27 protein-coding genes are annotated in these 25,649 nt (G+C 65.2%); 22 read left to right on the top strand and 5 right to left on the bottom strand.

The window, feature by feature from the left end; all coding sequences use genetic code 11:
- Nucleotides 1-21: 21 nt before the first annotated feature.
- Nucleotides 22-594 carry a pentapeptide repeat-containing protein gene (locus F562_RS18575; protein WP_018156603.1) on the bottom strand — a complete coding sequence of 191 codons (573 nt, stop codon included), beginning with the start codon at nt 592-594 and terminating at the stop codon, nt 22-24.
- Between the two features lie 91 nt (nt 595-685).
- Here F562_RS18575 and F562_RS0108885 point away from each other — a divergent pair, with 91 nt between their 5' ends.
- From F562_RS0108885 to atpD, 11 genes are all read left to right on the top strand, one after another.
- Entirely contained in the window at nt 686-1,453 is a 768-nt protein-coding gene (locus tag F562_RS0108885; RefSeq protein ID WP_018156602.1) for an L-threonylcarbamoyladenylate synthase, read from the top strand.
- Between the two features lie 5 nt (nt 1,454-1,458).
- Nucleotides 1,459-2,745, top strand: a complete 1,287-nt coding sequence (locus F562_RS0108880) for a serine hydroxymethyltransferase (protein WP_018156601.1) — start codon at nt 1,459-1,461, stop codon at nt 2,743-2,745.
- Nucleotides 2,746-2,751: 6 nt separating this feature from the next.
- Complete coding sequence (locus tag F562_RS0108875; RefSeq protein WP_018156600.1) at nt 2,752-3,852, top strand: MraY family glycosyltransferase; 1,101 nt, start codon at nt 2,752-2,754, stop codon at nt 3,850-3,852.
- A gap of 226 nt (nt 3,853-4,078) precedes the next feature.
- Nucleotides 4,079-4,525: a Cg1360 family ATP-synthase-associated protein gene (locus F562_RS0108865; protein WP_018156598.1), complete on the top strand. Its 447-nt coding sequence runs from the start codon at nt 4,079-4,081 to the stop codon at nt 4,523-4,525.
- Nucleotides 4,526-4,706: 181 nt separating this feature from the next.
- Nucleotides 4,707-5,528, top strand: a complete 822-nt coding sequence (atpB, locus tag F562_RS0108860) for a F0F1 ATP synthase subunit A (protein WP_018156597.1) — start codon at nt 4,707-4,709, stop codon at nt 5,526-5,528.
- 102 nt (nt 5,529-5,630) lie between these two features.
- The gene (gene atpE, locus F562_RS0108855; protein WP_018156596.1) at nt 5,631-5,852 is read left to right on the top strand and encodes an ATP synthase F0 subunit C; all 222 of its coding nucleotides are present in this window, start codon (nt 5,631-5,633) and stop codon (nt 5,850-5,852) included.
- Between the two features lie 53 nt (nt 5,853-5,905).
- The gene (locus F562_RS0108850) at nt 5,906-6,490 is read left to right on the top strand and encodes a F0F1 ATP synthase subunit B (RefSeq protein WP_018156595.1); all 585 of its coding nucleotides are present in this window, start codon (nt 5,906-5,908) and stop codon (nt 6,488-6,490) included.
- Entirely contained in the window at nt 6,490-7,299 is an 810-nt protein-coding gene (locus tag F562_RS0108845) for a F0F1 ATP synthase subunit delta (RefSeq protein ID WP_018156594.1), read from the top strand. The genes F562_RS0108850 and F562_RS0108845 overlap by 1 nt, the downstream gene beginning before the upstream one ends.
- 86 nt (nt 7,300-7,385) lie before the next feature.
- Nucleotides 7,386-9,017, top strand: coding sequence for a F0F1 ATP synthase subunit alpha (gene atpA, locus F562_RS0108840; protein ID WP_018156593.1), 1,632 nt, complete (start codon nt 7,386-7,388; stop codon nt 9,015-9,017).
- Nucleotides 9,018-9,047: 30 nt separating this feature from the next.
- Nucleotides 9,048-9,965: a F0F1 ATP synthase subunit gamma gene (locus tag F562_RS0108835; RefSeq protein WP_018156592.1), complete on the top strand. Its 918-nt coding sequence runs from the start codon at nt 9,048-9,050 to the stop codon at nt 9,963-9,965.
- Between the two features lie 23 nt (nt 9,966-9,988).
- Complete coding sequence (atpD, locus tag F562_RS0108830; RefSeq protein WP_018156591.1) at nt 9,989-11,449, top strand: F0F1 ATP synthase subunit beta; 1,461 nt, start codon at nt 9,989-9,991, stop codon at nt 11,447-11,449.
- A 214-nt stretch (nt 11,450-11,663) separates the two neighbouring features.
- Here the strand turns inward: atpD and F562_RS0108825 are convergent, their stop codons facing one another.
- On the bottom strand, nt 11,664-12,455 hold the full coding sequence (locus F562_RS0108825; RefSeq protein WP_018156590.1) for a CmcI family methyltransferase: 792 nt from the start codon (nt 12,453-12,455) through the stop codon (nt 11,664-11,666).
- Nucleotides 12,456-12,629: 174 nt separating this feature from the next.
- Between F562_RS0108825 and F562_RS0108820 the strand changes: the two genes are divergently transcribed.
- The 4 genes from F562_RS0108820 to F562_RS0108805 all read left to right on the top strand — a co-directional run bounded on the left by F562_RS0108820 (nt 12,630) and on the right by F562_RS0108805 (nt 15,390).
- Entirely contained in the window at nt 12,630-13,271 is a 642-nt protein-coding gene (locus F562_RS0108820; RefSeq protein WP_018156589.1) for a hypothetical protein, read from the top strand.
- A gap of 100 nt (nt 13,272-13,371) precedes the next feature.
- Complete coding sequence (locus tag F562_RS18570) at nt 13,372-14,667, top strand: uracil-xanthine permease family protein (protein ID WP_018156588.1); 1,296 nt, start codon at nt 13,372-13,374, stop codon at nt 14,665-14,667.
- 15 nt (nt 14,668-14,682) lie between these two features.
- Nucleotides 14,683-14,949, top strand: a complete 267-nt coding sequence (locus F562_RS0108810; RefSeq protein WP_018156587.1) for a F0F1 ATP synthase subunit epsilon — start codon at nt 14,683-14,685, stop codon at nt 14,947-14,949.
- Between the two features lie 15 nt (nt 14,950-14,964).
- Complete coding sequence (locus F562_RS0108805; RefSeq protein ID WP_018156586.1) at nt 14,965-15,390, top strand: DUF2550 family protein; 426 nt, start codon at nt 14,965-14,967, stop codon at nt 15,388-15,390.
- Between the two features lie 4 nt (nt 15,391-15,394).
- Here F562_RS0108805 and F562_RS0108800 read toward each other — a convergent pair whose 3' ends face one another.
- A complete protein-coding gene (locus F562_RS0108800) occupies nt 15,395-16,009 on the bottom strand; it encodes a cob(I)yrinic acid a,c-diamide adenosyltransferase (protein WP_026181136.1) in 615 nt (204 codons plus the stop codon).
- Nucleotides 16,010-16,117: 108 nt separating this feature from the next.
- Between F562_RS0108800 and F562_RS0108795 the strand changes: the two genes are divergently transcribed.
- On the top strand, nt 16,118-16,465 hold the full coding sequence (locus F562_RS0108795) for an STAS domain-containing protein (RefSeq protein WP_211206444.1): 348 nt from the start codon (nt 16,118-16,120) through the stop codon (nt 16,463-16,465).
- Between the two features lie 24 nt (nt 16,466-16,489).
- Here F562_RS0108795 and F562_RS0108790 read toward each other — a convergent pair whose 3' ends face one another.
- On the bottom strand, nt 16,490-18,004 hold the full coding sequence (locus F562_RS0108790) for a gamma-glutamyltransferase (RefSeq protein WP_018156583.1): 1,515 nt from the start codon (nt 18,002-18,004) through the stop codon (nt 16,490-16,492).
- Nucleotides 18,005-18,145: 141 nt separating this feature from the next.
- Here F562_RS0108790 and F562_RS18565 point away from each other — a divergent pair, with 141 nt between their 5' ends.
- The gene (locus F562_RS18565; protein ID WP_156822595.1) at nt 18,146-19,096 is read left to right on the top strand and encodes a hypothetical protein; all 951 of its coding nucleotides are present in this window, start codon (nt 18,146-18,148) and stop codon (nt 19,094-19,096) included.
- Here the strand turns inward: F562_RS18565 and nucS are convergent.
- Nucleotides 19,059-19,754, bottom strand: coding sequence for an endonuclease NucS (gene nucS / locus F562_RS0108780; protein ID WP_018156581.1), 696 nt, complete (start codon nt 19,752-19,754; stop codon nt 19,059-19,061). The genes F562_RS18565 and nucS overlap by 38 nt on opposite strands.
- Nucleotides 19,755-19,887: 133 nt before the next feature.
- Between nucS and F562_RS0108775 the strand changes: the two genes are divergently transcribed.
- The 5 genes from F562_RS0108775 to F562_RS0108755 all read left to right on the top strand — a co-directional run bounded on the left by F562_RS0108775 (nt 19,888) and on the right by F562_RS0108755 (nt 25,647).
- Nucleotides 19,888-21,255: a 3-hydroxyacyl-CoA dehydrogenase gene (locus F562_RS0108775; protein WP_018156580.1), complete on the top strand. Its 1,368-nt coding sequence runs from the start codon at nt 19,888-19,890 to the stop codon at nt 21,253-21,255.
- A gap of 3 nt (nt 21,256-21,258) precedes the next feature.
- Complete coding sequence (locus F562_RS0108770; RefSeq protein ID WP_018156579.1) at nt 21,259-21,558, top strand: hypothetical protein; 300 nt, start codon at nt 21,259-21,261, stop codon at nt 21,556-21,558.
- A 157-nt stretch (nt 21,559-21,715) separates the two neighbouring features.
- The gene (locus F562_RS0108765; protein ID WP_018156578.1) at nt 21,716-22,960 is read left to right on the top strand and encodes an acetyl-CoA C-acetyltransferase; all 1,245 of its coding nucleotides are present in this window, start codon (nt 21,716-21,718) and stop codon (nt 22,958-22,960) included.
- Complete coding sequence (gene meaB, locus F562_RS0108760) at nt 22,961-23,923, top strand: methylmalonyl Co-A mutase-associated GTPase MeaB (RefSeq protein ID WP_018156577.1); 963 nt, start codon at nt 22,961-22,963, stop codon at nt 23,921-23,923.
- Between the two features lie 47 nt (nt 23,924-23,970).
- Nucleotides 23,971-25,647, top strand: a complete 1,677-nt coding sequence (locus F562_RS0108755; RefSeq protein ID WP_018156576.1) for an NAD(P)/FAD-dependent oxidoreductase — start codon at nt 23,971-23,973, stop codon at nt 25,645-25,647.
- Nucleotides 25,648-25,649: the final 2 nt, after the last annotated feature.

The following is a 25,649-nucleotide window of genomic DNA, read 5'->3' as shown; positions in this document are numbered from 1 at the left end:
ATCACGCCATGGCGGGCCCGACTAACTGATCGGCGCGACGGTGACGCGCGCGAGTTCTTCGATGATCGAGCTCGCCTGGGCGGGGGAGATGATGGCACCGCGCAACGCGCCCAACCGGTCGAGGTCGCACGGGCCGAGCGCAGCAGCGCGCAAGTCGGCTCCCTCGAGTTTGGCGAGTGCAATGTCAGCTCCGGTGAGGTCGCACCCATCAAAAATGGCCCAGCGCAGGTCGGCCCCGCGCAGCGTGGCCTCGGTCAACCGACAACCGGTGAGGTTGGCTCGAGCGAGCGGGGCGCCGGTCAGGTCGGCGGCAAACAGATTGCATCGTTCGAGACGAAACCCGAGCCCGCCGACGTTGCGGAGCTGTGCGCCCATGAGGCGGCACGCCATGAACGCGGTGTCGCCGAGCCGGGCGCCTTGCAGATCGATCTGGTCCATGGCGCAGTCGGTGAACGTCGCCTCGGACAGGTCAAGGTCGCGCAGGCGTAGTTCGCGAAGATCGCACCGAGTGAAAGTGAGTGGTTGCTGTGCTTCTCGGACCACAGCGCGAAACTCATCCGGCTCAAACGTCCGATCGGCGAAATCATGGAGCATGGCTGCAGCATGTCACCTACGCCCGACTAGGCTCTGACTTCGAAGCTGCACGCCCTCGACCCTGGCGGTCGCGCAGACTAAGGAGCATTGATTGACGCAGGTCTTCGACTGTTCTGACGAACAGCAACGGAAGGACGGTCTCGCTGCGGCGCAGGAGACCCTCGCCGACGGCAGACTCGTCGTGATCCCGACCGACACGGTGTACGGTCTCGCGGCTGACGCATTCAGCGTCGCCGGGGTGGAACGCATTTTCGAGGCAAAGGGTCGCGGTCGCGATATGCCGCCGCCGGTGCTCGTACCGAATCCGCGCACCGTCGATGGCCTGGCGATGGCGACGCCTTCCTATGTTCGGCGCCTCATCAAAGAGTTCTGGCCTGGTGGGCTGACCATCGTGGTACGAGCACAGCAGTCTCTGTCCTGGGACCTGGGTGACACCAACGGCACGGTCGGGCTGCGTATGCCCGACGACGACGTCACGCTCAGTCTGCTGGCCGAAACTGGGCCGCTCGCGGTCAGCAGTGCCAATCGCACCGGACAGGATCCGGCCTCCACGGTGACCGAGGCGGGGTTCATGCTCGGCGGTTTCGTCGATGCCTACCTCGACGCGGGTGAACGACCCGGCGGCACCCCCTCCACCATCATCGACTGCACCAAGCCAGACCCGGTCGTCCTGCGGGTCGGGGCCATCTCCGTCGAGAGACTGCGCGCCGCTCTCGGCGAAGGAGTCGAGCTCATCGCCCCCGACGACGACAACAACGCCGGTCGAGCAGGCGAGCGCGCTAGCGCGAGCCGTGTCGAGACCACTGACGACGATCCCGACCTAGACGACACCGACCCCACCCCTTCGAACGAACGGTGACACGCATGAGCCAGCCTTACTTCGGCGCCGACTACGCCGCCCTCCAGTCCTTCGACCCAGAAGTTGCTGACGTCCTGTTGGGCGAGGTCGACCGCCTTCGGAGCGGCCTGCAACTCATTGCCAGCGAGAACATGTCGAGCCCGGCCGTCATCGCCGCGCTCGGCTCCACGCTGACCAACAAATACGCCGAGGGATACCCGGGTCGCCGCTACTACGGCGGGTGCGAGGTCGTTGACGTTGCCGAGAACCTGGCGATCGAGCGGTGTAAGTCGCTGCTTGGTGCCGACCACGCCAACGTCCAGCCGCACAGCGGGGCGAGCGCAAACCAGGCGGTCTACGGCGCATTCATGCAGCCGGGAGACACCATCCTCGCGATGGCGCTGCCGATGGGTGGCCACCTGACGCACGGCACGAAGGTGTCCTTCTCCGGCAAGTGGTTCAACGCGGTGCATTACGGCGTGGACAAGAACACCGAGGACATCGACTACGACGAGGTTGAGCGTCTGGCCAAGGAGCACAAGCCGAAGATCATCTGCGCTGGTGGCTCGGCCATTCCCCGCCTGATCGATTTCGAGTTTTTCCGTCGCGTCGCGGACGAGGTCGGTGCGATCCTGTGGGTCGACGCGGCTCACTTCATCGGCCTGGTCGCCGGTCAGGCCATTCCCTCGCCCGTGCCGCACGCCGACGTCGTGACGTTCACCACCCACAAGGTGCTGCGCGGCCCACGGTCAGGCGCGCTGGTGTGCAAGGAGGAGCACGCCAAAGCACTCGACAAAGCAGTCTTCCCGATGATGCAGGGCGGCCCGCAGATGCACACCATCGCGGCCAAGGCCGTCAACTTCAAGGAATGCGCGTCGGCCGACTATCAGGCCTACGCGAAGCAAGTCATCGCGAACGCACAGCAGCTGGCGACTTCGTTGGGAGAGAAGGGCATTCGCCCCACTACTGGCGGCACTGACACGCACCTGTCACTGCACGACCTGCAGGGCGTCCAGGTCACCGGAGCCGATGCCGAAAAGCGTGCCGATGCCGCGGGGATCGTGTTGAACAAGAACGCCATCCCGTTCGACCCGCAGAAGCCCAACGTGGCCTCGGGCATCCGGGTCGGAGCACCGTGTGTGACCACCCAGGGGATGGGCACGGAGGAGATGAAGGTCATCGCTGACCTCATCCACCGGGCCATCACCCAGGGCGACGGCACCGCAGAGCATTCAGTCGCTCAAGACGTGCGCGCCGAGGTCACCGACTTGGTGACCCGCTTCCCGGCGTACCCCGAACCCACGGCTGGCTAATCGCCCGTGCGTGAGTACGTCCTCGTCGGTCTCGTCGTCGCGGTGGTGACGTTCGTGATGACGCCTCTTGCCCGGTGGGTGGCTAGTCGCTACGGCGCCTACACCCCCGTGCGGGGGCGGGACGTGCATTCCACGGTGATCCCGCGGTTGGGTGGGCTGGCGATGCTGGCGGGCCTGATCGCGGGCTTCGCGGTGGCCTCCCAACTGCCGTACCTCTCGCAGCTCTTCCAAGAAGGTGAGGGACAGGGGCTCAAGTTGGCTGGCGTCCTCGCGGGTGCGGCCATCATGGCCGGGCTTGGTGCCGTCGATGACTTTCGTGAGGTCGATGCGCTAACCAAGGGTGCGGGGCAGGTCCTCGCAGGCGGCATCATGGCGCTCTCGGGCGTTCAGTTGGTCAGCCTCCCCGTGGGCGGCGTGACGATCCTGCCGCAACCGCTGCTGGTGGCGCTCACGATTCTCATCGTGGTCGCGACGACAAACGCCGTGAATTTCATCGACGGCCTGGACGGCCTCGCCGCGGGAGTGGTGGCGATCGCGGGGCTGACGTTCTTCATCTGGGCCTACCAGCAGCCCCGGTTTGATCCGCCCAATGTGTTCTCGGTGGCGGCGCTCCTGAGCGCTGTGGTGGTGGGGTGTTGCTTGGGTTTCCTGCCGCACAACTTCCATCCGGCCAGGCTCTTCATGGGCGACTCCGGAGCGCTGTTGCTCGGCCTGTTGCTGTCCGCAGCGACGATCAGTTTTACGGGCGACTACGACCCGGCCAAGGTCGATGTTTCTCCGACGGTGTCGTGGTGGCTGCCCATCGCGCTGCCAGTCGCGATCTTGATGCTGCCAGTCATCGACATCGTCATGGCCTTCCGGCGACGAGGCCTGAACTTCAGCCGCCCCGACCGACTTCACCTGCATCACAAGATGATGCTGATCGGGCATACCCACCGCCGGGCGGTGCTCATCCTCTACGCCTGGTCGTTTTCGATCGCAGTGGGCGTGCTGGCGTTCTCGTGGTTCCCGCTGCCGGTGGCCGCGACCATTCTGGCGGCACTGCTCGGCGGCTCGTTGGTGCTCACCTGGGGTGTGCCGAAGTGGATGGCCCAGCACACGCCCTGATCAACGCATCCGCGGCACGATTAGGTCGGTATGTCGAAGTTCGGTCAGACCATCCGTGAGCACATGCTCACGGATGGTCTGACCGAAGTTAGAACCGAAAGCCGAGGAGCGGCTGAATTCGCCACCGTCGATCTGCTTGTGATAGTTTTCACAAGCAGATCGACGGGCGCCTGGCTGCTCGTCGACTCGCATCTCCCGACCGCCCTTCAGGCAGGTGACTTTCACGATGGCCGCACCGATCGGATCAGGGCATAACCCCTTCCGGCTCGTGCTTCGGCGTGCCGCTGTCCCGACGGCGATCGCCGGTGTTGCCACCGCCGTGATCCTCTGGATCGTGCGTGACCTCACCGCGTTTTGGTCGGGCCTTGTCGGCGCTGGAATCGCGGTCGCCTTCTTCGTGTCCGGCATGCTGATGATGTCCAAGTTCGTCCGCAGCGCTGACCCCATGTTGTTCATGGCTGTCGGCATGGCGACGTACTTCGGACAGATCATCGTGTTGTTCGGTGTCCTGGTGGTCGCCCGCCAGATCGAGGCTCTCGATTCTTGGTCAGCTGGGGTGGCCATGCTGGTGAGCATCGTCGTGTGGCAGGTCGCGCAGGTCGTGGCGTGGCGACAGGCGCGCGTTCCGATCTATGACGAGCCTGCGCCTGATGCAGCAGAGGGTGCGTCATGACGACTCCTCATCCTGGGGGATCCCGTTTTTCGTGCGTAGCGCAAGGTCGGGTAGCGTACGACCTGGCTCGTGCCGCACGTTCGAGCATTCACGTTCTACGCCAGCGTCTGGCGACTGATCTGCTGAACTGCCACGGTGTGGCGGACGTCAGCGAGCACACCGTTTCGATGGAGGAGAGGCAGTGAGCCTGAGCATGACGTCCAGCCTGGCGGCGCTTTCGGCGGCCGGTGACGGAGAGAGCTTTGAGGCCCCCGGCACTGAGGTCTTCTTCTGGTCACTGATCGGCGGTGGCAGCGACTGGGCCTTTACCCGCCCGGCGGCCATGATGCTGATCTCGGTCGCGGTTCTCGGCTGGTTCTTTGTGACCGTCGCAGGCAAGTTGACCGTGGTGCCCGGTAAGCGCCAGTTCTATGCCGAGCAGATCTACGGTTTCGTGCGCAACTCGATCGGGCGCGACGTCATCGGCGACAAGCACCTGCGGCCCTTCTTGCCGTTGCTGTTCACCGTCTTCACGCTGATCCTGCTCAATAACCTCTTCGGGATTCTGCCGTTCGTGCAGTTCCCGACCATGAGCACCATCGCCTTCCCGATCGTGCTGACCGCGATTGTCTACGTCACCTACCACGTGGTGGGGATCCGCACTAAGGGTGGTTTCGGCAAATACCTCGGCTCGCTTATTCCGCCCGGCCTGCCCGGCTGGCTCAAGCCGATCATGTTCGTGCTGGAGTTCCTGACCTACTTCTTCATCCGCCCGCTGACACTCGCGCTGCGACTCTTCGGCAACATGATGGCCGGCCACCTGATGCTGTTGGTCTTCATCCTGGGTGGTCAGTACCTGCTCCTGCACGGCGACGGCATCTTCCTGAAGTTCTCCGGAGTCATGTCCTTCGGCATGGCCATCCTGATGACCTTCTTCGAACTCCTGGTGGAGTTCCTCCAGGCCTTCATCTTCACGCTGCTCACGGCCCTCTACATCTCGGACGCAGTGTCCGAGCACCACTGAGCGCCCGCACTTTCACAACTTCATACGCACCGCAAACCTTCAGACTTCCGCCCGGTGACACGCCAGGCGGGGACCACAGAAACACGAAAGTGAGTCATCGAGATGTACGGAAGCATTGCTTACCTCGGCTACGGCCTTGCCGCCATCGGACCCGGTATCGGTGTGGGCCTGATCTTCGCCGCCTACATCAACGGCGTTGCTCGTCAGCCTGAGGCTCGCGGCACCCTGCAGACCATCGCCTTCACCGGCATGGCCCTCACCGAGGCCCTCGCCATTTTGGGTCTGGTCTTTGCGTTCGTCTTCATGGGCGAGGCGCCGAGTTAATAGACCTGAAACACAGGTCCATTAGCTCGCTTGACTAGCAGAGAGGAAGCGTCGTGAGCACTCCAAAGCTTGCGGCCGCCGACAGCGTCGGTTGGCCCAAGGATCTGCCGCTGCTCCCGCACCCCGCGGAGATCATCGTCGGGCTCGTCGCCTTCGCGATCCTTTATTGGCTCTATGCCAAGAAGGTCGTGCCCCGCATGGAGGAGATGTACGCCGAGCGTACGGCCGCCATCGAAGGCGGCATGGAAGAGGCTGAGGCTGCCCAGAAGGAAGCCGAAGCGGCCAAGGCCAAGTACGAAAAGCAGCTCTCCGAGGCGCATGCCGAGGCGGGCAAGATTCGCGAAGACGCACGCGCCCAGGGCGCGGACATCGTCGCCGAAGCGCGTACTCAGGCGGGCGTCGAGGCAGGCCGGATCACCGAGTCGGCGCACAAGTCCATTGAGGCTGAGCGGCAGGCGGCAGCGGTGTCGCTTCGCGGTGACGTCGGCCGGATGTCGACCGACCTCGCGGGTCGCATTGTTGGGGAGTCGCTGGAAGACGAGACGCGTCAGCGCGGCATCGTCGAGCGCTTCCTTGCTGACCTTGAGGCTGGCGATGCCAAGACCGTCAAGGCCGGCGCCAAGGCTGAGGAGTCCTAATGGACGGCTCGTCTCGCGGCGCTCTGCTCACCTCGCGCAACGCGTTGGAGCAGGCACTGGCCCAGGGCAGCACTGCTGACCTGGCCGAAGAGCTGTTCTTTGTCGGGCGCACGCTCGACGGCAGCGCTGCGCTGCGACGGTCGTTGTCCGACCCATCTCGTCCGGCCGTTTCCCGTCAGGGACTGGTCGATCGGCTCTTCGAGGGCAAGGTCTCCGACACTGCCCGAGAAATTGTCCGTAAGGCGACGGGGCAACGGTGGAGTGCCGAGCGGGACATGGCAGATGCCATTGACCTGTTGGGCGCCGAAGCCGTGCTGGCCCACGCGGAGAGCGAAGGCCGGATCGAACAGGTCGAGCACGACTTGTTCATCCTTGGTCAAGCGGTGCGGGACTCTCCCACGCTGCGGGACGCACTGGCCGACCGTCGTCGCTCGGGCGAGGACAAGTCAGCACTGGTGTCCAAGCTCCTCGAGGGCAAGGCCACACCGGAAGCCCAGCGGCTCGCCGCATTGGCAGCACACAACCCGCGTGGTCAGCGTTTTGACCAGGCAGTGCAGCGCTATGCCGACGTCGCCGCTCGCCGCCGTGAGCAGTTGGTCGCGATCGTGACCAGTGCTCGCGCGCTCGCGGACGACGACGCTCAGCGACTCACTCAGGTGCTCTCGAAGAACTACGGCAAGCAGGTCCAGCTCAACGTCCTGGTCGACCCAGAGTTGGTTGGCGGACTGCGAGTTCAGATCGGTGACGACATCATCGATGGCAGCGTGTCGGGACGCCTTGAAGAGGCCCGACGCGCGATGGCCGGCTAACGCAACACCACGCTCGACCGACGAAGCAGATACCGAAGCCCTCGGGTTCTCACCACACGGACGAACCCGGCATAAAGGAGAAGACAATGACGGAGCTCTCGATCCGTCCGGAGGAGATCCGGGACGCGCTGGACAGCTATGTCCAGTCGTACGAACCCGATGCGGCCTCGCGCGAAGAGGTCGGCGTCGTGATTGACGCCAGCGACGGCATCGCCCACGTTGAGGGTCTGCCGTCCGCCATGACCAACGAGTTGCTGCAGTTCCAGGACGGCACGCTCGGCCTCGCCCTGAACCTGGACGTGCACGACATTGGTGTCGTCATCCTGGGTGACTTCGGTGGTATCGAAGAGGGTCAGGAAGTCAAGCGCACCGGTGAGGTTCTCTCCGTACAGGTCGGCGACGCCTTCCTCGGCCGGGTGGTCGACCCGCTGGGTCAGCCCATCGACGGACTAGGCGACATCGCCTCCGAAGGCCGCCGCGCGCTCGAGTTGCAGGCACCCAACGTGGTATCGCGTAAGTCGGTGCACGAGCCGCTCATGACCGGAATCAAGGCCATCGACTCGATGACCCCCATCGGCCGTGGCCAGCGTCAGCTGATCATTGGTGACCGTAAGACCGGTAAGACCACGATCGCGACCGACACGATCATCAACCAGAAGCAGAACTGGGAGACCGGAGACCCGGAGAAGCAGGTTCGCTGCATCTACGTGGCCATCGGTCAGAAGAACTCCACCGTCTCCGAGGTCCGCGCGACCCTGGAAGAGGCGGGCGCGATGGAATACACCACCATCGTCAACGCCCCCGCGGGTGACCCGGCCGGCTTCAAGTACCTCGCCCCGTTCACCGGTTCGGCCATCGGTCAGCACTGGATGTACGACGGCAAGCACGTCCTCATCGTGTTCGACGACCTGTCCAAGCAGGCCGAGGCGTACCGCGCCATGTCGCTGTTGTTGCGTCGTCCGCCGGGCCGTGAGGCATACCCCGGTGACGTCTTCTACCTGCACAGCCGCCTGCTTGAGCGTTGCGCCAAGTTGAGCGACGAGCTCGGCGCTGGCTCGATGACTGGTTTGCCAATCATTGAGACCAAGGCTGGTGACGTGTCGGCATACATCCCGACCAACGTCATCTCGATCACTGACGGCCAGATCTTCTTGCAGTCGGACCTGTTCAACGCTGACCAGCGTCCCGCCGTCGACGTCGGTGTATCCGTGTCGCGTGTGGGTGGTGCGGCCATGACCAAGGCGATGAAGAAGGTCACCGGTTCGATCAAGGTTGACCTGGCGCAGTACCGCGAGATGCAGGCCTTCGCGATGTTCGCTTCTGACCTGGATGCGGCATCGCGTCAGCAGCTCGCCCGCGGTGAGCGTCTGATGACGATGTTCAAGCAGTCGCAGAACGCGCCCTTCCCGGTGGAAGAGCAGGTTGCCTCGATCTGGGCCGGTACGACCGGCAAGTTCGACACCGTTCCGGTGGCAGACGTCAACCGCTTCGAGCGCGAATGGATCGAGTTCCTGCGCCGCAACGAGTCTGGGTTGCTGTCCTCGATCCGCGAGACCAACAAGCTCGAGGACGACGGTCAGGACGCACTGAAAGCTGCCATGGAGAAGTTCCAGAAGCAGTTCCAGTCCACCGAGGACCACGGCGGTGAGGGCTCGGAGCAGCACGACGAGATCACCCAGGACCAGATGGACCAGGCTCAGATCGTTCGCAACAAGTAACGGTCGAGACGAGGCGAAGAGAGGCCTTACATGGCAGGGCAGCAGCGGGTATACCGCCAGCGGATCCGCTCGGTCCAGGCGACCAAGAAGATCACCCGGGCGATGGAGCTCATTGCCGCGTCGCGGGTCGTCAAGGCCCGCGCGGCGGTCACGAGTTCGACCCCGTACGCCGTCGCGATCAGTCGTGCGTGCTCGGCGGTTGCCGGGAACTCCACGACCGATCACTTGCTCCTGACCGAGCGAGAGAACCCCAAGAAGGCAGCGGTGCTCATTTGTACGAGCGACCGTGGCCTGGCGGGTTCGTACTCGGTCAACGCGATCAAGCAGAGCGGTGAGTTGATCCAACGGCTGACGAACGAGGGCAAGGAAGTTGTCCCGTTCATCGTCGGTCGCAAGGGCGTGAGTTACTACAAGTTCCGTCGCCGGGACTACGCCGCGGAGTGGACGGGCTTCACTGACAAGCCGGACTTCGCCTCGGCCAAGGACATCGGCGAGCGCCTCGTGGAGGAGTTCGGCAAGGGTTCTGAGGAGGGCGGCGTGGACGAGGTCCACATCGTCTACACCCAGTTCAAGTCGATGGTCACCCAGGAGCCACGGGATCTGCGGTTGTTGCCGCTTGAGGTCGTGGACTCAGCCGACGCGACCGATGAGTCGTCGAAGGCGGCGATGTCTTCGGGCGCGCTGCCGCTGTACGACTTCGAGCCCAATGCGTCCGAGGTCTTGGACGCGTTGTTGCCGAAATACATCACCGCCCGCATCTACAACGCGCTGTTGCAAGCTGCGGCCTCCGAGCTCGCTGCCCGTCAGCGCGCCATGAAGTCGGCGACTGACAACGCCGAAGAGCTCATCAAGACTTATACCCGTCTCGCCAACCAGGCTCGCCAGGCGGAGATCACCCAGGAGATCTCCGAGATCGTCGGCGGCGCCAGCGCGCTCTCCGAGGCCTGAGAAGAAGTTAGGAAGCAAGAATTATGACTGTGACCACTGAGGCTCCCCAGCAGGAGGAGCGTGCGGAGGGCGGCGTCGGTCGCGTCGCGCGGGTGATTGGCCCGGTCGTCGACGTGGAGTTCGGTGTCGACTCGATGCCCGAGATCTACGCGCTGCTGAACACCGAAGTCACCCTTGGCGACGAGACCAGCCACATCAACCTTGAGGTCGCCCAGCACATTGGCGACAACATGGTTCGCGCGATTTCGCTGCAGCCGACCGATGGTCTGGTGCGCGGCGCTCAGGTGAAGGACACCGGCGGCCCGATCTCGGTGCCCGTTGGCGATGTCACCTTGGGCAAGGTCTTCAACGCCACCGGTGAGTGCCTGAACCTGGAAGAGGGGCAGACCCTCGAAGTCACCGAGCGTTGGGGCATCCACCGCAAGGCGCCGGCGTTCGACGCGCTGGAGTCCAAGACCCAGATGTTCGAGACCGGCATCAAGGTCATCGACCTGCTGACCCCGTACGTCCAGGGTGGAAAGATCGGTCTGTTCGGTGGTGCCGGTGTCGGCAAGACCGTGCTGATCCAGGAAATGATCGCCCGTGTGGCGCGCGACCACGGTGGTGTGTCGGTCTTCGCCGGTGTGGGCGAGCGCACTCGTGAGGGCAACGACCTCATGGTCGAAATGGAAGAGGCGGGCGTCCTCGGACAGACTGCACTCGTCTTCGGCCAGATGGACGAGCCGCCAGGTACCCGTCTTCGTGTCGCCCTGTCGGCGCTGACCATGGCGGAGTACTTCCGCGATGTGCAGAACCAGGACGTGCTGCTGTTCGTCGACAACATCTTCCGGTTCACCCAGGCCGGATCGGAGGTGTCGACCCTGCTGGGTCGTATGCCCTCGGCCGTGGGTTACCAGCCGACGCTGGCCGACGAGATGGGCGTTCTGCAGGAGCGGATCACCTCCACGCGTGGTCACTCGATCACCTCGATGCAGGCGATCTACGTCCCCGCGGACGACTACACCGACCCGGCTCCGGCGACGACCTTCGCCCACCTGGATGCGACCACTGAGCTCAGCCGTGACATCGCCTCGAAGGGTATTTACCCCGCTGTCGACCCGCTGACCTCGACCTCGCGCATCCTGGACCGTCGCTACATCACCAACGAGCACTACGACACGGCCGTCCGGATCAAGGGAATCCTGCAGCGCAACAAGGAGCTGCAGGACATCATCGCGATCCTCGGTATCGACGAGCTCTCCGAAGAGGACAAGATCCTCGTGAACCGGGCCCGTCGTATCGAGCGCTTCCTGTCGCAGAACACCTACGTTGCCAAGCAGTTCACCGGCATCGAGGGCTCGACGGTTTCGCTGGCCGACACCATCGAGGCGTTCACCAAGATCGCCGACGGTGACTACGACAGCTACCCCGAGCAGGCGTTCTTCATGTGCGGTGGCCTCGACGATGTCGAGAAGCGCGCCAAGGAACTCGCTCAGGACAGCTGACCTAACGCCGGTCGAGCCCAACGCCGGTCGAGCTTGACCTAACGCCGGTCGAGCTTGTCGAGACCCAACGCCGGTCGAGCTTGACCTAACGCCGGTCGAGCTTGTCGAGACCTACTGCACGAAAAAGGGCGCTTCCCCCGAGTGGGGGAAGCGCCCTTTGCGTGTCTCGGGTCCTGCGAGGCGTCCAGTTCCCGCACGCCGGACCTGGCGGCACTTAATCGCGGCGCATCTTGACGCGACCCTCGGCGTTGATTCCCTTATCGATAAAGATGAGGTTGTGGTACACGTGCAAGCCGGTGACGTTCTTCTGCACGTAGGTCGGCACGTAGCCGTCTTCGGTGTGTTCTTCGTAGTTGATGTCGTGGACCAAGCGTCTGGCCAGACCGTTGGACGTGCCGCCGGCGTCCGGGTCGAGCGTCCCGCCGTAGCGGGGCCAGTACGACGTCTGCGTGTCTTCGATCATGTAGTGGCCGCCTGCGGGTAGCAGCGGGAACAAGATGTTGAAGGTTGCCAAGATGTGGTCGTTCACGTGTGAGCCGTCGTCAATGACCACCTGCAGATCGGGGGCGCTGGCCGCGATTCTCCGAAGGACCTCCTGATCGTCCTGACTGCCCACGACTGTCTCAATGCGGTCTTCGCGGGCGAACGACTTGTCCTCGATGTCTAAGCCGATGATCCTGGCGTTCGGGAAGAACTCCTTCCACATGCGCAACGACGCTCCGCCCTGACCGTCCCGTGCGTAGCCCCCGATGCCGATCTCCAGCAACGTGAACTGTTCATTGCGCAGGTAACCAAGGTGCCGTTCATAGTGACCGGTGTAGCGGTGGCGAGTACTCCACTTGTCTGTCTTGTGCTTGACCGCGAGCTCAGTGAGCGAGGACGGTGACGACTCGGGCCGTGATGATTCGGGCGGTGATGACGGCGCCCCACCCAGCCGGCGCAACTTCTGCCAGGCATCGTCGGACAGGTGCGGCTTGACGTGGTCGGCGGCGAAACGGCGAAGCATATGAGGCCTCTCGAGTGAAGTGCAGAGTCCGCCGACGGCCCGGCGGTTCGGGTCAGTATGCCCCAGCCCACCCGAGGGGGATAGGCAACGCGCGGGCCGCCGGCCGTGCCGGTGGCATACGTCGGCCCGTGGATGACGTCACGCCTGAATGACAGGCATGAAAGCCTTGGTGCCATGGAGCCAGAGAGCATCGAGGACTACTACGAACGCATCGCTGCACACGTCGGCGCGGACGGAAGGCTGCCGGTCGCCGTCGAGGAGATGCCAGGCTGGGACATCTTTCCGTACGAGGTCGACAGCCTGCGCTTGAAACCGCTTCAGCCGCCCGCCGCCACCGAGCCCGCCCGTCGTGGTGAGGACGCGGCCGCGTGTTGGTGTGCAAATCCGGTCGACCCCGACTCGGACAGTCTGATGTGGTGGAACGAGCGTTGGAAAGTCGATTTGGGTTTCGAGGGGTCCGGCCTGCCGATCATGGCCTGGCTCAGTCCACTCGTGCACTGCGACCTCGGGACTATGCCGCCAGCCGTGGCAGCCGAACTGGGTTCACTGGTCGGCACGATGGCCGGGGCAATCGAGGGGTTACCCAGTGTCGGACGGGCGCAGCTTGCGAAGTATGGCGACGGGGGCGCGCACCTGCATCTGCTCCTCATGGGCCGTCCGGCACGCATGCTGCAACTGCGTGGGTCACCGTTGCTGGACTGGGAGGAGAACCTGCCCCGAGTTCCCTCCGAGGTGCTGGCGTCTAATGGCAGGCCGGTGGCGCGTGCGCTCGCTGAGGCCCACGGCGGCTGGATCGGTCCAGCGGCTCAGCGGTAACTGCGATCGGAATCCCTGGTCTCGACGCGGTCAGGAACACCGCCATACTTCTCGAGTGGCGAAATCTGAATCCCAACCAACGCTTCTTTCCCGATGGGGATTGTCGTGGACCTTGCACGGCGCCGACGGCACGCTCAGGCCGAGCGATGTCGTCCGGCCGGGGGAGCGGTTGTCGTGGCCCCGGACGGTCGGTATCGGTGCCCAGCACGTGGTGGCGATGTTCGGCGCCACCTTCCTGGTGCCGCTGCTGACCGGGTTCCCGCCTGCGACGACGCTGTTCTTCTCTGCTGTCGGCACGATGCTGTTCCTGGTTATCACCGCCGGTCGGGTTCCTTCGTATCTCGGAAGTTCGTTTGCGTTCATCGCCCCGATTGCGGCGGCTAAGGCAGACCACGGGATGGCGGGAGCGCTCGGCGGAGTGCTCCTGAGTGGTGTCGCCCTCACGCTGGTCGGCGCGGTCGTGCATGTCGCCGGAGCAGGGTGGTTGCGGACGTTAATGCCTCCGATGGTGACCGGCGCGATTGTTGCGCTCATCGGGCTCAACCTGGCACCGAGCGCCAAGGACAACGTGGTTAAGGCGCCCGTCACAGCGATTGTGACGCTCGCCGTGATCGTGCTGGTGACCGTACTGGCCAAAGGTCTCCTTGGGCGCCTGGGAATTCTGGTGGGCGTTGTCGTGGGGTACGCCCTCGCCTGCGTTCGCGGTGAGGTCGACTTCGCTGCCCTAGAGCGGGTTGGGTGGATCGGTTTTCCGGAGTTCACTGCGCCGAGCTTCCACCTGAGCACCCTCGGGCTGTTCGTGCCGGTCATCCTCGTCCTCGTGGCAGAAAACATCGGCCACGTGAAGTCGGTCGCCCAAATGACGGGAGAGGACTTGGACCCGGTGTCGGGCCGGGCACTCATCGCCGACGGCCTGGCGACCACTCTCGCTGGCGCGGGTGGCGGATCCGGCACCACGACCTACGCCGAGAACATCGGCGTGATGGCTGCCACCAAGGTCTACTCGACGGCGGCGTACTGGGTGGCGGCCCTGGTGGCGCTGTTGTTGTCTTTCTCACCGAAGTTCGGTGCCGCGATCGCGACCGTACCGCCGGGTGTGCTCGGGGGAGCGGCGACCGTGTTGTACGGCATGATCGGGCTGCTTGGCGCCCGCATCTGGATCGAAAATAAGGTCGACCTCGGCAACCCGATCAACCTCATGACTGGAGCGATCGCACTGATCATCGGCATCGCCGATTTCACTTGGACTGCAGGCGATCTCACCTTCTCCGGCATCGCGCTAGGGACGGTTGCGGCAATCGGGGTCTACCACCTCATGTGCATGATCAACCGGTGGACTAAGGCGGTGCCCGACCCACGCGCGCCAGCCGGTACGATGAGCGAACCATCCACGTAGTTTCCGGAGGATCCCGTGAGCCAGTTGACCGTCGAGGTCGTTGCCGCAGACCGTGTGGTCTGGGAAGGCCCGGCCAGCAGCGTGTCGGCACGTACGCTCGATGGCGAACTCGGGGTGCTCCCCGGCCACGAGCCGATGCTGTCGGTGCTCGCCGACAGTGACGTGCGCGTCCAGCCCGTCGATGGTGCGGAGCGCACCGTTCACGTCGACGGTGGGTTCCTGTCCGTCGACCACGATGTCGTGCGCATCGTGTCGGAGACCATCTCCGACTCAAACGCCTGACGCGGTTTTCTGACGGTGGGTGAGCTGGTCGTCACAGGAGAGATTCTGGGCGGCCTCTTGCTGTGTGTGGCCCTCGCGCTCGGCATCTTGGTGATGCGGCGACGGCATATCGCTCGCAGCGGCCCAATGGTGTTGATGAGCGTCAACCGGGACGGATCCTGGCACGCCGGGATGGCCAGCGTAGGCGTCACGACCATCTCCTGGTTTCCCTTATTTGGCGTGCGGTTACGCCCCACCCACGAGTGGCAACGAGGTCAACTCGTGCTCGGTGCCCCGACCGAACCACCCCACCGCCCGACAGGGATGGGTGACCCGGTGCTGGTGGCGTTTGAGCAGGGCGCGCAATCAACGGACATCGTCGTCGGTCGCTCCGCCTACACCGCAGTGCGGTCGTGGTCGGAGTCGGCGCCGCCCGGGCTCAACGCCAACCCCATCGCTTGAACCGCTAAGCGCGTTCGCCGCCAGGCACCCAGGCGACGTCGCCACCTTGAGCGATGTTGGCCACGCGGGCAAGGATGAACAGCAGGTCGGAAAGGCGGTTGAGGTATGTCGCCGTCAGCGGGTTCACCCCGCCCGTCCCGCGTTCGCTTCCCGCTGGCGCTTCCGCCTGGCCATACTCCTGCAGTGCCGCCCAGGCTGACCGCTCAGCGCGGCGGGTGATGGTGCGCGCGAGGTGCAGATGGGCCGAGGCGGGCGTACCACCCGGGAGGATGAACGAACGCATCTTCTCCAGGTCCTCGTTGTAGCGATCACACGCCTCCTCCAAGGCGTCGATCCACGGCGCCTGAACGCGCAGCGGAGGGTATTCCGGATCGGCCACCAGTGGCGTGCACAGGTCGGCACCGACATCAAACAGGTCGTTCTGCACCCTGATGAGCAGCGTGCGTACGTCGTCCTCCAGTTCGCCACACGCCAGGGCAATCCCGATGGCGCTGTTCGCTTCATCGGTGTCGGCGTAGGCGATGAGGCGCGGGTCGTTCTTGCTGGTACGGCTGAAGTCGCCCAGGGCGGTGGTGCCCTGATCGCCGGTGCGGGTGTAGATGCGGGTGAGGTTGACCATGTGGCGCATCGTCTCAGACGTCACCCGATCGTGATGCCAACCTCCTGCGTGTGACGGGTGGGGTGTGGCGTAATGGTCATACACAACACCAACCTCGGGGGTTTGATCGTGTTGAATAGGGCAGCGACTGCGACAGTCGAGGCATCCACGCGGGGTGACATCATCACCGTGACGGGATCGTTGGGGGTGGCCGCGGCCGCCGACATGCGCGACCTTCTCAACCTGACCATTGACGCGGGTTCCGGTGACGTCGTCCTCCATCTCGCCGACGCCGAAGTGGTCGACTCAACCGGCCTAGGGCTGATTATCGAGGCCCATCGGCGGGCGGGGCGTAGCGGACGGCGGGTCATCATCGCCGATGCATCGCCTCGATTGCACCGGCTCCTGCGGCGAACGCGCCTGCATCGTGTCATCGAAACGTTGCCGCAGCCGCACGACGAACTTGCGTTGGTCTAACGGCACTGCCCAAGGTCGACGGGTTTACCCGACGGCCGTTGCGGCGGCTCGGCGTGGGTCGCCGGCCGCGGTGAGATCGCCTTCAGCGCCCACCATGGCGGCTCCGACCCCGCCGAAATACATCGCGACCGGCTCGTGGCTGTTGCTTGGCCACCCCAGCGTTTCGATGGCCGACTCGATATCAGCGTGGGGTTCGTACTCAACGACGACGTCGTCGTCATCGAGAACCCGCAGGTGCAGGCGCGGATGGTCAATGGCTTCCTGGAGGCCGATCCCGCGGACGAACAGGTGAGCCAACGTTTGCTGCAGCGCGGTCGTGATGCGGTCCGCCCCAGGGCTGCCGATCGCCAATCGGGCGCCGTCGTCGTGGCGGGCGGCAGCGGGTGCCATGTTCGAAGCCAGACGGCTCCCCGGGGGCAAAGCGTGCAAGCCGTGACGGTTGAGTTCGGGCTCGCCCAGAGAGTTGTTGAGCAGGAGTCCCGTCCCGGGCACCATCACGCCCGAGGAGTAGCCAGCTGAGGCCGTCATCGCGCAGGCTGTCCCCTCGGAATCGACTGCCGACACGTGAGCGGTGTTGGGGCTCTGCGGGATTCGGTTCAGGCGTAGGGCGTCGAGTGACTGCAACAACTCGGCGCCAGCGCCCTCGAGGTCAGTCGCTTGATCGAGTTGATCGCGTCGATAGGTCAACACTCGGCGCTGGACCTCTGCGAGAGTTTGCGGCGAGGCGTCAGTGCCGTCGAGGAGGCCAAGCATGGTGGCGAGCACTGGGCCGCCGATGGACGGGGGCGGGTTGGTGGCGACCTGCCAGTCTCCGATACGGGTGAGGGTGGCCGGGCGGACGAGCGGTGCGTACGCCGCCAGGTCGGTTCGGGTGAGCAGGCCCCCGAGCTGTTGGATGTGGTCGGCGATGCGGTGCCCGAGGTCTCCTCGGTAGAGCGCCGCACTGCCTTCGTCGGCAATCTGGCGCAGCGCGTCCGCGAGCTCGGCGCTCGACAACGAGTCGCCCGGTCCGAGCGGGACACCATCGCGGGTCAGGTTGCGGCGTGACTCGTCATCGAAGGTGAACAAACCATCGCCCACGAGCTGCAGGTAGGAACCCGCAGCCGAGCCGATCTGCCAGCCGTGCTCGGCGACGTCGATCGCCGACGTCAGAACGTCTGCCCAAGCCGCGCGGCCGTACAGGGAATGTGCCGTCTCCATTGCCGCGAATGCGCCTGGCGTTGCGACGGATCCGGCGCCCGCCTGGATGTTCATGCCACCGGCATAGTTCAACCAGACCTGTTCGATGCCCTGACCGAATCGTTCCGGTGCCAGACCGCGACCGGGCATCTCGGCGTTGCCATCGATGACGATGGGATCGCCCTCAGCCGGCCAGATAGTGATGAAAGCGCCGCCCATGGCGCTGACGATGCCCGGCTCGCTGACGAAGGTGACCGACATCGCCGCGAGCGCCGCGTCGACGGCAGTGCCGCCACGGGCCACGACGTCGACGCCAGCCTGAGCAGCAAGGGCGTTGGGTGCGGCGACTGCAGTAGGCATGCGCTGATTGTGCCGTGATCGCAGGTGGTGGTGCAGACGCGGTCCATGGAGCGCGATTGCACCACCACCTGCACGTCATCCACATGCGTGAGCACAGGGTCCCGGTTGTCCACATCCACCGGGTCGGAGGCTGACTGTGGGGTGACGAGCATGCACGCTCGGGGCGTGCGGATGTATCAGCAGCGAGCCGATTGCATCTCCGACCTGCTCGACCAGCAGGCAGGTGTGGTCAGCCGGGCCCAACTGCGCGGCCGAGGGATCGACCGGCACGCTGTGCGGGCCGAAGCCGCCGCTGGTCGGTGGGAGACGTGGGGGCGCCACACGGTTGCCGTCTCAGTCACAGACCTGCCGGCTGCCATGCGTTGGTCGGCGATCTTCGAGGTGGGCAAGCACGCACGGCTCGACGGGGCGACCGCCTTGGTGGCATCGGGTCTGACCGGCTGGCAGTGCGACGCCGTCGAACTCGCCGTGCCGCACGGGATGAGCGCGAAAGGTCATCCGGGGATTCGGATATGCCGCGTGCGTGGCCTGGAGCAGCCGCAGCCGGTTGGCATACCGCGCAGCCCTGTGGTTCCGGCCACGGTGCGAGCGGCGTTGCGTGCCCGCTCGCGCCCACAAGCAGCGACCTTGCTGGCCATGGTCGTCCAACAACGACTCGTGGATGCCTCCCGGTTGCTGATGGCCTGGAACGAGGTGCGGTGGGCGCCCGATCACCGATTTATTACGACGATCGTGGAGGACGTCTGCGACGGTGCGCACGCCCTCGGTGAGCTCGACTTCGCCCGCCTGTGTCGGACGTACGGACTCCCGGAGCCAGAGCACCAAGCCGTCCTTCAAGGCCCTCGCGGTCGGATCTATCGCGACATCCGCTGGCCCGGTCTGACCGTGGAGATCGACGGCGCTCAGCACTTCGCTGGGCTGGCTGTGGTCGAGGATGCTCTTCGTGCCAACGCCGTCACAATGACTGGCGACATGGTGCTGCGGATTCCGGTGTTGGGACTGCGCCTGCGGGAAGCCGACTTCATGCGCCAGGTGGTCGCACCGCGGGCGACACTCAGAACAGGCGGGTCTCGCGGTCGTCCCTGCCCTTGAGCTCGTCGTAGTCGAGTGTCACGCAGCGGATGCCGCGGTCTTCGGCCAGGACTCGAGCCTGCGGCTTGATCTGCTGCGCGGCGAAGATGCCCGCGACCGGCGCCAGGTGCGAGTCGCGATTCAGCAACTCGAGATAGCGCGTCAGTTGCTCAACGCCGTCGATGTCGCCACGGCGTTTAATTTCCACAGCGACCGTGCTTCCGGTGGCGTCCTTGCAGACGATGTCGACCGGGCCGATCGCGGTCATGTATTCGCGCCGCACCAAGGTCCAGCCGTCGCCAAGCGTCTGAATGTGCTCCGCGAGGAGGGCCTGCAGTTGGGCCTCGACACCGTCCTTCACCAGGCCGGGGTCGACCCCCAGATCGTGGCTACTGTCGTGGAGCACTTCGTGGATGAGGACGCGGAGGCGGTCCTCGGACTTGGCGTGCTGGACCTGCCAGGCGGTGCGTACCCCCTCGGCGGCTTCCTCCTCGGTCGGCTCGACCTCGGCCATCGCGCAGGGTGGTGCCATCCAGTTGAGTGGTTTGTATGACCCACCATCGCTGTGGACTAGAACCGATCCATCGGCCTTGACCATGAGCAGCCGAGTCGCGAGGGGCAGGTGGGCGGTGAGTCGACCGTCGTAGTCAACCGAGCACCGGGCAATGACGACACGCACGCCGTCAACGTACCGCCCCGCGCCGTAACCGAGTTAGGTGCCCCTGACGCGAAATTTTCCCGGTCAAGGGCACCTAACGCAGTTAGGGCGGGAGGGGAGGGCGACTAAGCGACCGCTTAGGTACGCTCGTGGCATGACGGAGAACACACGCACCATCGAGCAGGTCGGCGTCATCGGTCTTGGCACCATGGGCGCTGGCATCGTCGAAGTTTTCGCCAAGGCGGGCTTGGCGGTTGTCGCAGTCGACGGGACCACCGAACTGGCCGAGCGAGGGCGCGGTTTCTTGGAGAAGTCGACGGGCAAGCAGGTCCAGCGCGGGCGGATGACCGAGGCCGATCAGGCTGAACTACTGGGGCGCGTGACGTTCACCGCCGAACTGCGTGACCTCGCCGCAGCCGATCTGGTGGTCGAAGCAGTGCCCGAGCGGCTTGACATCAAACGCGAGATCTTCGGGACGCTCGACGGCATCGTGTCGGATCAGGCGATCCTGGCGTCCAACACCTCGAGCCTGTCGTTGACCGAGATCGCGGCCGGCACCAAGCACCCGCACCGGGTAGTCGGAATGCACTTCTTCAACCCGGCGCCGGTGCTCAAGCTGGTCGAGGTCATCACCACGATCCTGACCGACGACGACGTGGTGACCAGCGTGCGCGATCTGGCGACCCAGATGGGCAAGAAGCCGGTCGTCGTGGGGGACCGCGCGGGATTCGTCGCCAACGCCTTGCTCATCACCTACCTCGCTCGCGCCATCCGGACCTACGAAACGGGTCACGTCACCCGCGAAGACCTCGACGCTGCAGGCCGAGTGGGGATCGGGCTGCCGATGGGACCGCTGACGCTCTGCGACCTCATCGGGCTCGACGTCGCCAAGGAGGTCTGCGGCGTGCTCTACAACGCGACCCACGACCCGTCCGCGGCTCCGCCCGCGCTGCTGGAGCAGATGGTTGCCGCCGGGCGTCTGGGTCGTAAGACGGGGCAGGGTTTCTACGACTACGGCGAGCAGGCCGACGACGGCTCGCCCGCAGGCGACGTCGTGACTGCGGACTCGGTCGAGGCGCTCGCGACGGCCCTGAGCGGCGACGGTGTCACCGTCGAGTTGCACCAGGGCGGGGACAACGGACGTCTGGCGGAGGTCGTACGCACCGCCGCAGCTGATCAGGCCACGATCGATCGTGCCCGCGCCAGTTTGCTCGCCGCCGAGGTGACACCGGTGGTCGGGCGCGACCGTGCGGGGCGCGTACGCGACGCGTTGTTGTTGCCGCACCTCAATGACGCGGTGAAGATGCTCGATTCTGGCTACGCCAGCGCAGAAGACATCGACACGGCCATGACCGCAGGCTGCGGATATCCGCGCGGCCCACTGCAGATCATCGATGACCTAGGCGCCGATCGGGTGCTGGAGGGGCTGCGGGCGATGGCAGCCGAGACCGGCGAACCCGCCCTGCACCCGTCCCCCTTGCTGGTCGAGCACGCTGCGGCCGGGCGGCCGTTCCGCGGCTGAGTCATGCCGCGCCGCAACCGTAGTCGCCGAGACGAGCCCCGCGGGGACGTCTCCAAGATCATGGGCGGCGGCGTGCGCACCGAGTCCTACGCCGGACGCACCTATCAAGTGCGCTCGGTCCGCGGGAACAACGCTGGGCGGACCTACGTCTGCCCCGGGTGCCAAGGCGACCTCACCAGCGCCGTCCCGCACGAGGTGGTCTGGCCCGATGATGGATTGGGCGATGTCACCGATCGGCGGCACTGGCATACGCCATGTTGGAAAGCGCGGGAGCGACGTCCGCCGCGGGGGTCCTACCGGTGATGGGCGGAGGTCTCGACAAGCTCGACCGGCGCAACGTGCCAAGCTCGACCGGCGTTACCTGCCAGGGTCGACCGGCGTTACCTGCCAAGCTCGACCGGCGTTACCCGCCTAATATGGAGACAGTCCTACCCACCGTTGCCGTTGGAGGCCGTACGCCATGGCTGAGTCCGCAGACCGCACCCCCGTCCTTGTTGCTGGAGCCCGAACCCCCATGGGTCGGCTGCTCGGCTCGCTGAAGGGATTCTCCGGAGCCGACCTGGGTGGCTTTGCCATCGAGGGCGCACTGGACAAGGCCGGAATCTCCGGCGAGCAGGTCGACTACGTGATCATGGGGCAGGTCCTCACCGCCGGTGCCGGGCAAATCCCCGCGCGCCAAGCGGCCCAAAAGGGTGGCATACCGATGAATGTTCCGGCCCTGACGATCAACAAGGTCTGCCTGTCAGGCGTCGACGCGATCGCGCTCGCCGCGCAGACGATCCGCGCAGGAGAGTACGACGTCGTTGTGGCCGGTGGCCAGGAGTCGATGAGCCAGGCACCGCACCTGCTGGAGAAGAGCCGCGAGGGCTTCAAGTATGGCGACGTCCAGATGCGCGACCACATGGCCTACGACGGCTTGTGGGACGCGTTCACCGACCAGGCGATGGGCAACCTCACCGAGTCGGCAAACTGCGGCAGCCAGGAGTTCACCCGCGAAGAGCAGGACGCGTTTGCCGCCCGCAGTCATCAGCTCGCGGCCAGGGCATGGAAGGACGGCCTGTTCGACGACGAGGTTGTCACCGTCTCGATCCCGCAGCGCAAGGGCGACCCCGTCGAGTTCCGCGACGACGAGGGCGTACGCGCCGACACCACCGCTGACTCCCTCGCAAAGCTGCGTCCCGCGTTCAGCAAGGACGGCACCATTACCGCTGGTTCGGCCTCTCAGATTTCTGATGGTGCCGCCGCGGTGGTCGTCATGAGCAAAGCGAAGGCGCAAGAACTCGGGGTGACGTGGCTGGCCGAAATCGGCGCGCACAGCGTGGTCGCGGGACCTGACTCGACGCTGCAGGCGCAGCCGGCGAATGCGATTGCGAAGGCGTGCGAAAAGGAAGGCATCGCACCGACCGACCTCGACCTGGTGGAAATCAACGAAGCATTCGCGGCCGTCGGTCTGGCTTCCACGAAGCAGTTGGGTCTTGACCCTGACAAGGTCAACGTCAACGGCGGCGCCATCGCCGTGGGCCACCCGATTGGCATGTCTGGCGCCCGAATCTACTTGCACCTGGCGTTGGAACTCGCGCGGCGCGGCGGCGGAGTCGGCGCTGCTGCTCTCTGTGGTGGCGGCGGGCAGGGCGACGCGCTGATCGTTCGAGTCCCGCAGCGCACCGAGCTTTCGAGCGACGGCTCGCTGTCCTCGGCCAGCTGAGTGCGTAGCCGCCGCAGCGCCGACGTCCCCACGTTGGTCGCTCACGCCCGCGAAGGGTCGGCGCGTGCCGTGGCGCGCCTCATCACACTGGTGGAGAACGCCGACCCCTCGTTGCGGGAGGTCATGGCGGCGCTCGCCCCCCACTCGGGACACGCACGAATCATTGGACTGACCGGTTCGCCCGGCGTGGGCAAGTCGACGACCACCTCGATGCTGGTCGGCGCCCTCCGCGCTGAGGGCAAACGTGTGGGGGTGCTGGCCGTTGACCCGACCTCACCCTTCAGTGGCGGCGCACTTCTCGGCGACCGCATCCGGCTGGTCGAGCACAGCCTTGACCGCGAGGTCTACATGCGATCGATGGCCAGCCGCGGGCACCTCGGAGGCTTGTCCTGGTCGACACCACAGGCCCTACGTGTCCTAGACGCGGCAGGCTGTGACGTCGTCATCGTCGAGACCGTCGGCGTCGGTCAAAGCGAGGTTGAGGTGGCCGGGCTCGCCGACACCACCGTCGTACTCCTGGCACCTGGAATGGGCGATGGCATTCAAGCTGCTAAAGCCGGAATCCTTGAAGTGGGAGACGTTTTCGTCGTGAACAAGGCCGACCGTGATGGTGCCGACATCACGGTCCGGGAAATTCGCCAGATGATTTCGCTCGGCGACCGGACCGAGTCGGGCCTGTGGCGTCCACCGGTGATCAAGGCGATCGCCGAACGGGGTGAAGGCGCCGGTGACCTGATGGAGGGGCTGAACAATCACCTCGCCTGGATGACCGAGCACGGCGTGCTGCACCAGCGCCGCATCGACCGCGCCTCCCGCGAGATTGAGGCGATCGCTCTCCGTCAGGTGCGAGCACGCATGGGCGAGGTACGCCACGGCCGCTCCCTGGACGACCTCGCTGCCGAGGTGGTCGCCGGCCAGCAAGATCCTTATGCCGCTGCGGATCGAGTGATCGCGGCGCTGTAGATCTGGCGTTCGTATCGGACTCGGGTACGCCGCGTAGCATCCGATGCGTGAAACCTGGAAAGCCCACCATCCTGCTGGTGACCTCCGATCATCGGGAGCAGGTGGAGCACGAATTTCTCAGCCGCTACCAGTCCGATTACGACATCGAGGTTGCTGAGGGCCTCGGGGCAGCGGTGGCGTTGGCGCAGACCCTGCTCGCGCGCAGCGCCCCAGTCGCGATGATCGCGGTCGAGAGTTCGCTTCCGGACGCACAGGGTCTGGTCACGATCGACTGTCTCCACGCGCTGATCCCGACGGCACGCCGCTTCCTGCTCATCCATTGGGAGGACTGGGTCGTCACCCGGGACGCGGTGCGGGAGGCGTACGCCGCAGGACGCATCGATGTCTCCATCGGCATCCCGCGCGGGGTGCGCGACGAGGAATTCCACACCGCCGTAACCGAGTCGCTGTCGGACTGGGGCTGGACGACGGGTGGTCCGACGGTCGACGTCGTGCGGGTCGTGTTCGATGAGCGAGACGCGCACACCCACGCACTCATGGACTTCTTTGACCGGATGGGGACCCCTACCAATGTCGTGACGTCCACCAGCCCGACCGGGCGGCGCACGATCGAGGAGGCGCAGGCTGCTGGCATACCCACCGATATGCCTTTGGTCGGAGCCTTCGGCAAAAGCGTCTTGTCGCGGCCGACGGTCCGAGAGGTCGGTCGCTTCATGTTCGGCGACCCAGCCGATCTCGACCCCGACGCGCTCATCGATCTGGTGGTGATCGGCGCGGGTCCGGCCGGGTTGGCGGCCGCGGTCTATGGCGCATCCGAGGGACTGAACACGGTCGTGATCGATGCCGAAGCCATTGGTGGCCAGGCGGGCACCAGTTCGATGATTCGCAATTATTTGGGCTTCCCGCGAGGCATATCAGGTATGCGGTTGGCGCAGCGGGCACGGAGTCAGGCGATTCGTTTTGGGGCGCGTTTCTTTGCGGCACAACCGGTTTCGGCGCTCGTCGCTGGGCAGCAGGAGGAGCCGCATCGCATCGACCTGGAGGGTGGGACGTCCCTGCGGGCGCGAACCGTGCTCATCGCGACGGGGGTGTCGTACCGACGGCTGGGAGTACCTGCCATCGAAGAGCTCGTCGGCGTCGGCGTGAATTACGGCGCGGCGATGACCGCCGCCCGTAGCTGTGCGAACACCGATGTCTACGTCGTGGGTGGTGGAAATTCGGCGGGTCAGGCGGCGATTCACCTGGCCCGTTTTGCCCGGTCGGTATCGATTCTGATCCGGCGGGAAAGCCTGGCCTCGACCATGTCGGACTACTTGATCCGAGAGATCGACGCTCATCCGCGCATCGTGGTCCGTCCGCAGACCGAGGTCGTCGACGGCGGAGGGGGTGCCCGCCTGGAATGGCTCAAACTCAAGGGACCGACCGGTGAGATCGTGAAGGTAGCGGCCGGTGGCCTGTTCCTTCTCCTGGGCGCCACACCGTGCGTGGAGTGGCTGGACGGGGCAGTGTCGGCGGACCGGGACGGCTTCATCGTGTCGGGTCGGGACGTACCAACCGAGTTCTGGGATGGAGAGATGCCCCCAGTGGCGCTCGGGACCTCAGTGCCAGGGATTTTTGTGGCCGGCGATGTGCGCTCGGGATCCATGAAGCGTGTCGCCGCGGCTTCGGGCGAGGGCGCCGCGGTCGTACCTCTGGTGCATGAATATCTGGAGCGCGGCGCGTAGCA

This window comes from Demetria terragena DSM 11295 (genome assembly GCF_000376825.1).
Lineage (GTDB): Bacteria > Actinomycetota > Actinomycetes > Actinomycetales > Dermatophilaceae > Demetria > Demetria terragena.
The sequence above is the reverse complement of the archived record's forward strand: the minus strand, read 5'-3'. Positions and strand labels throughout refer to the sequence as shown.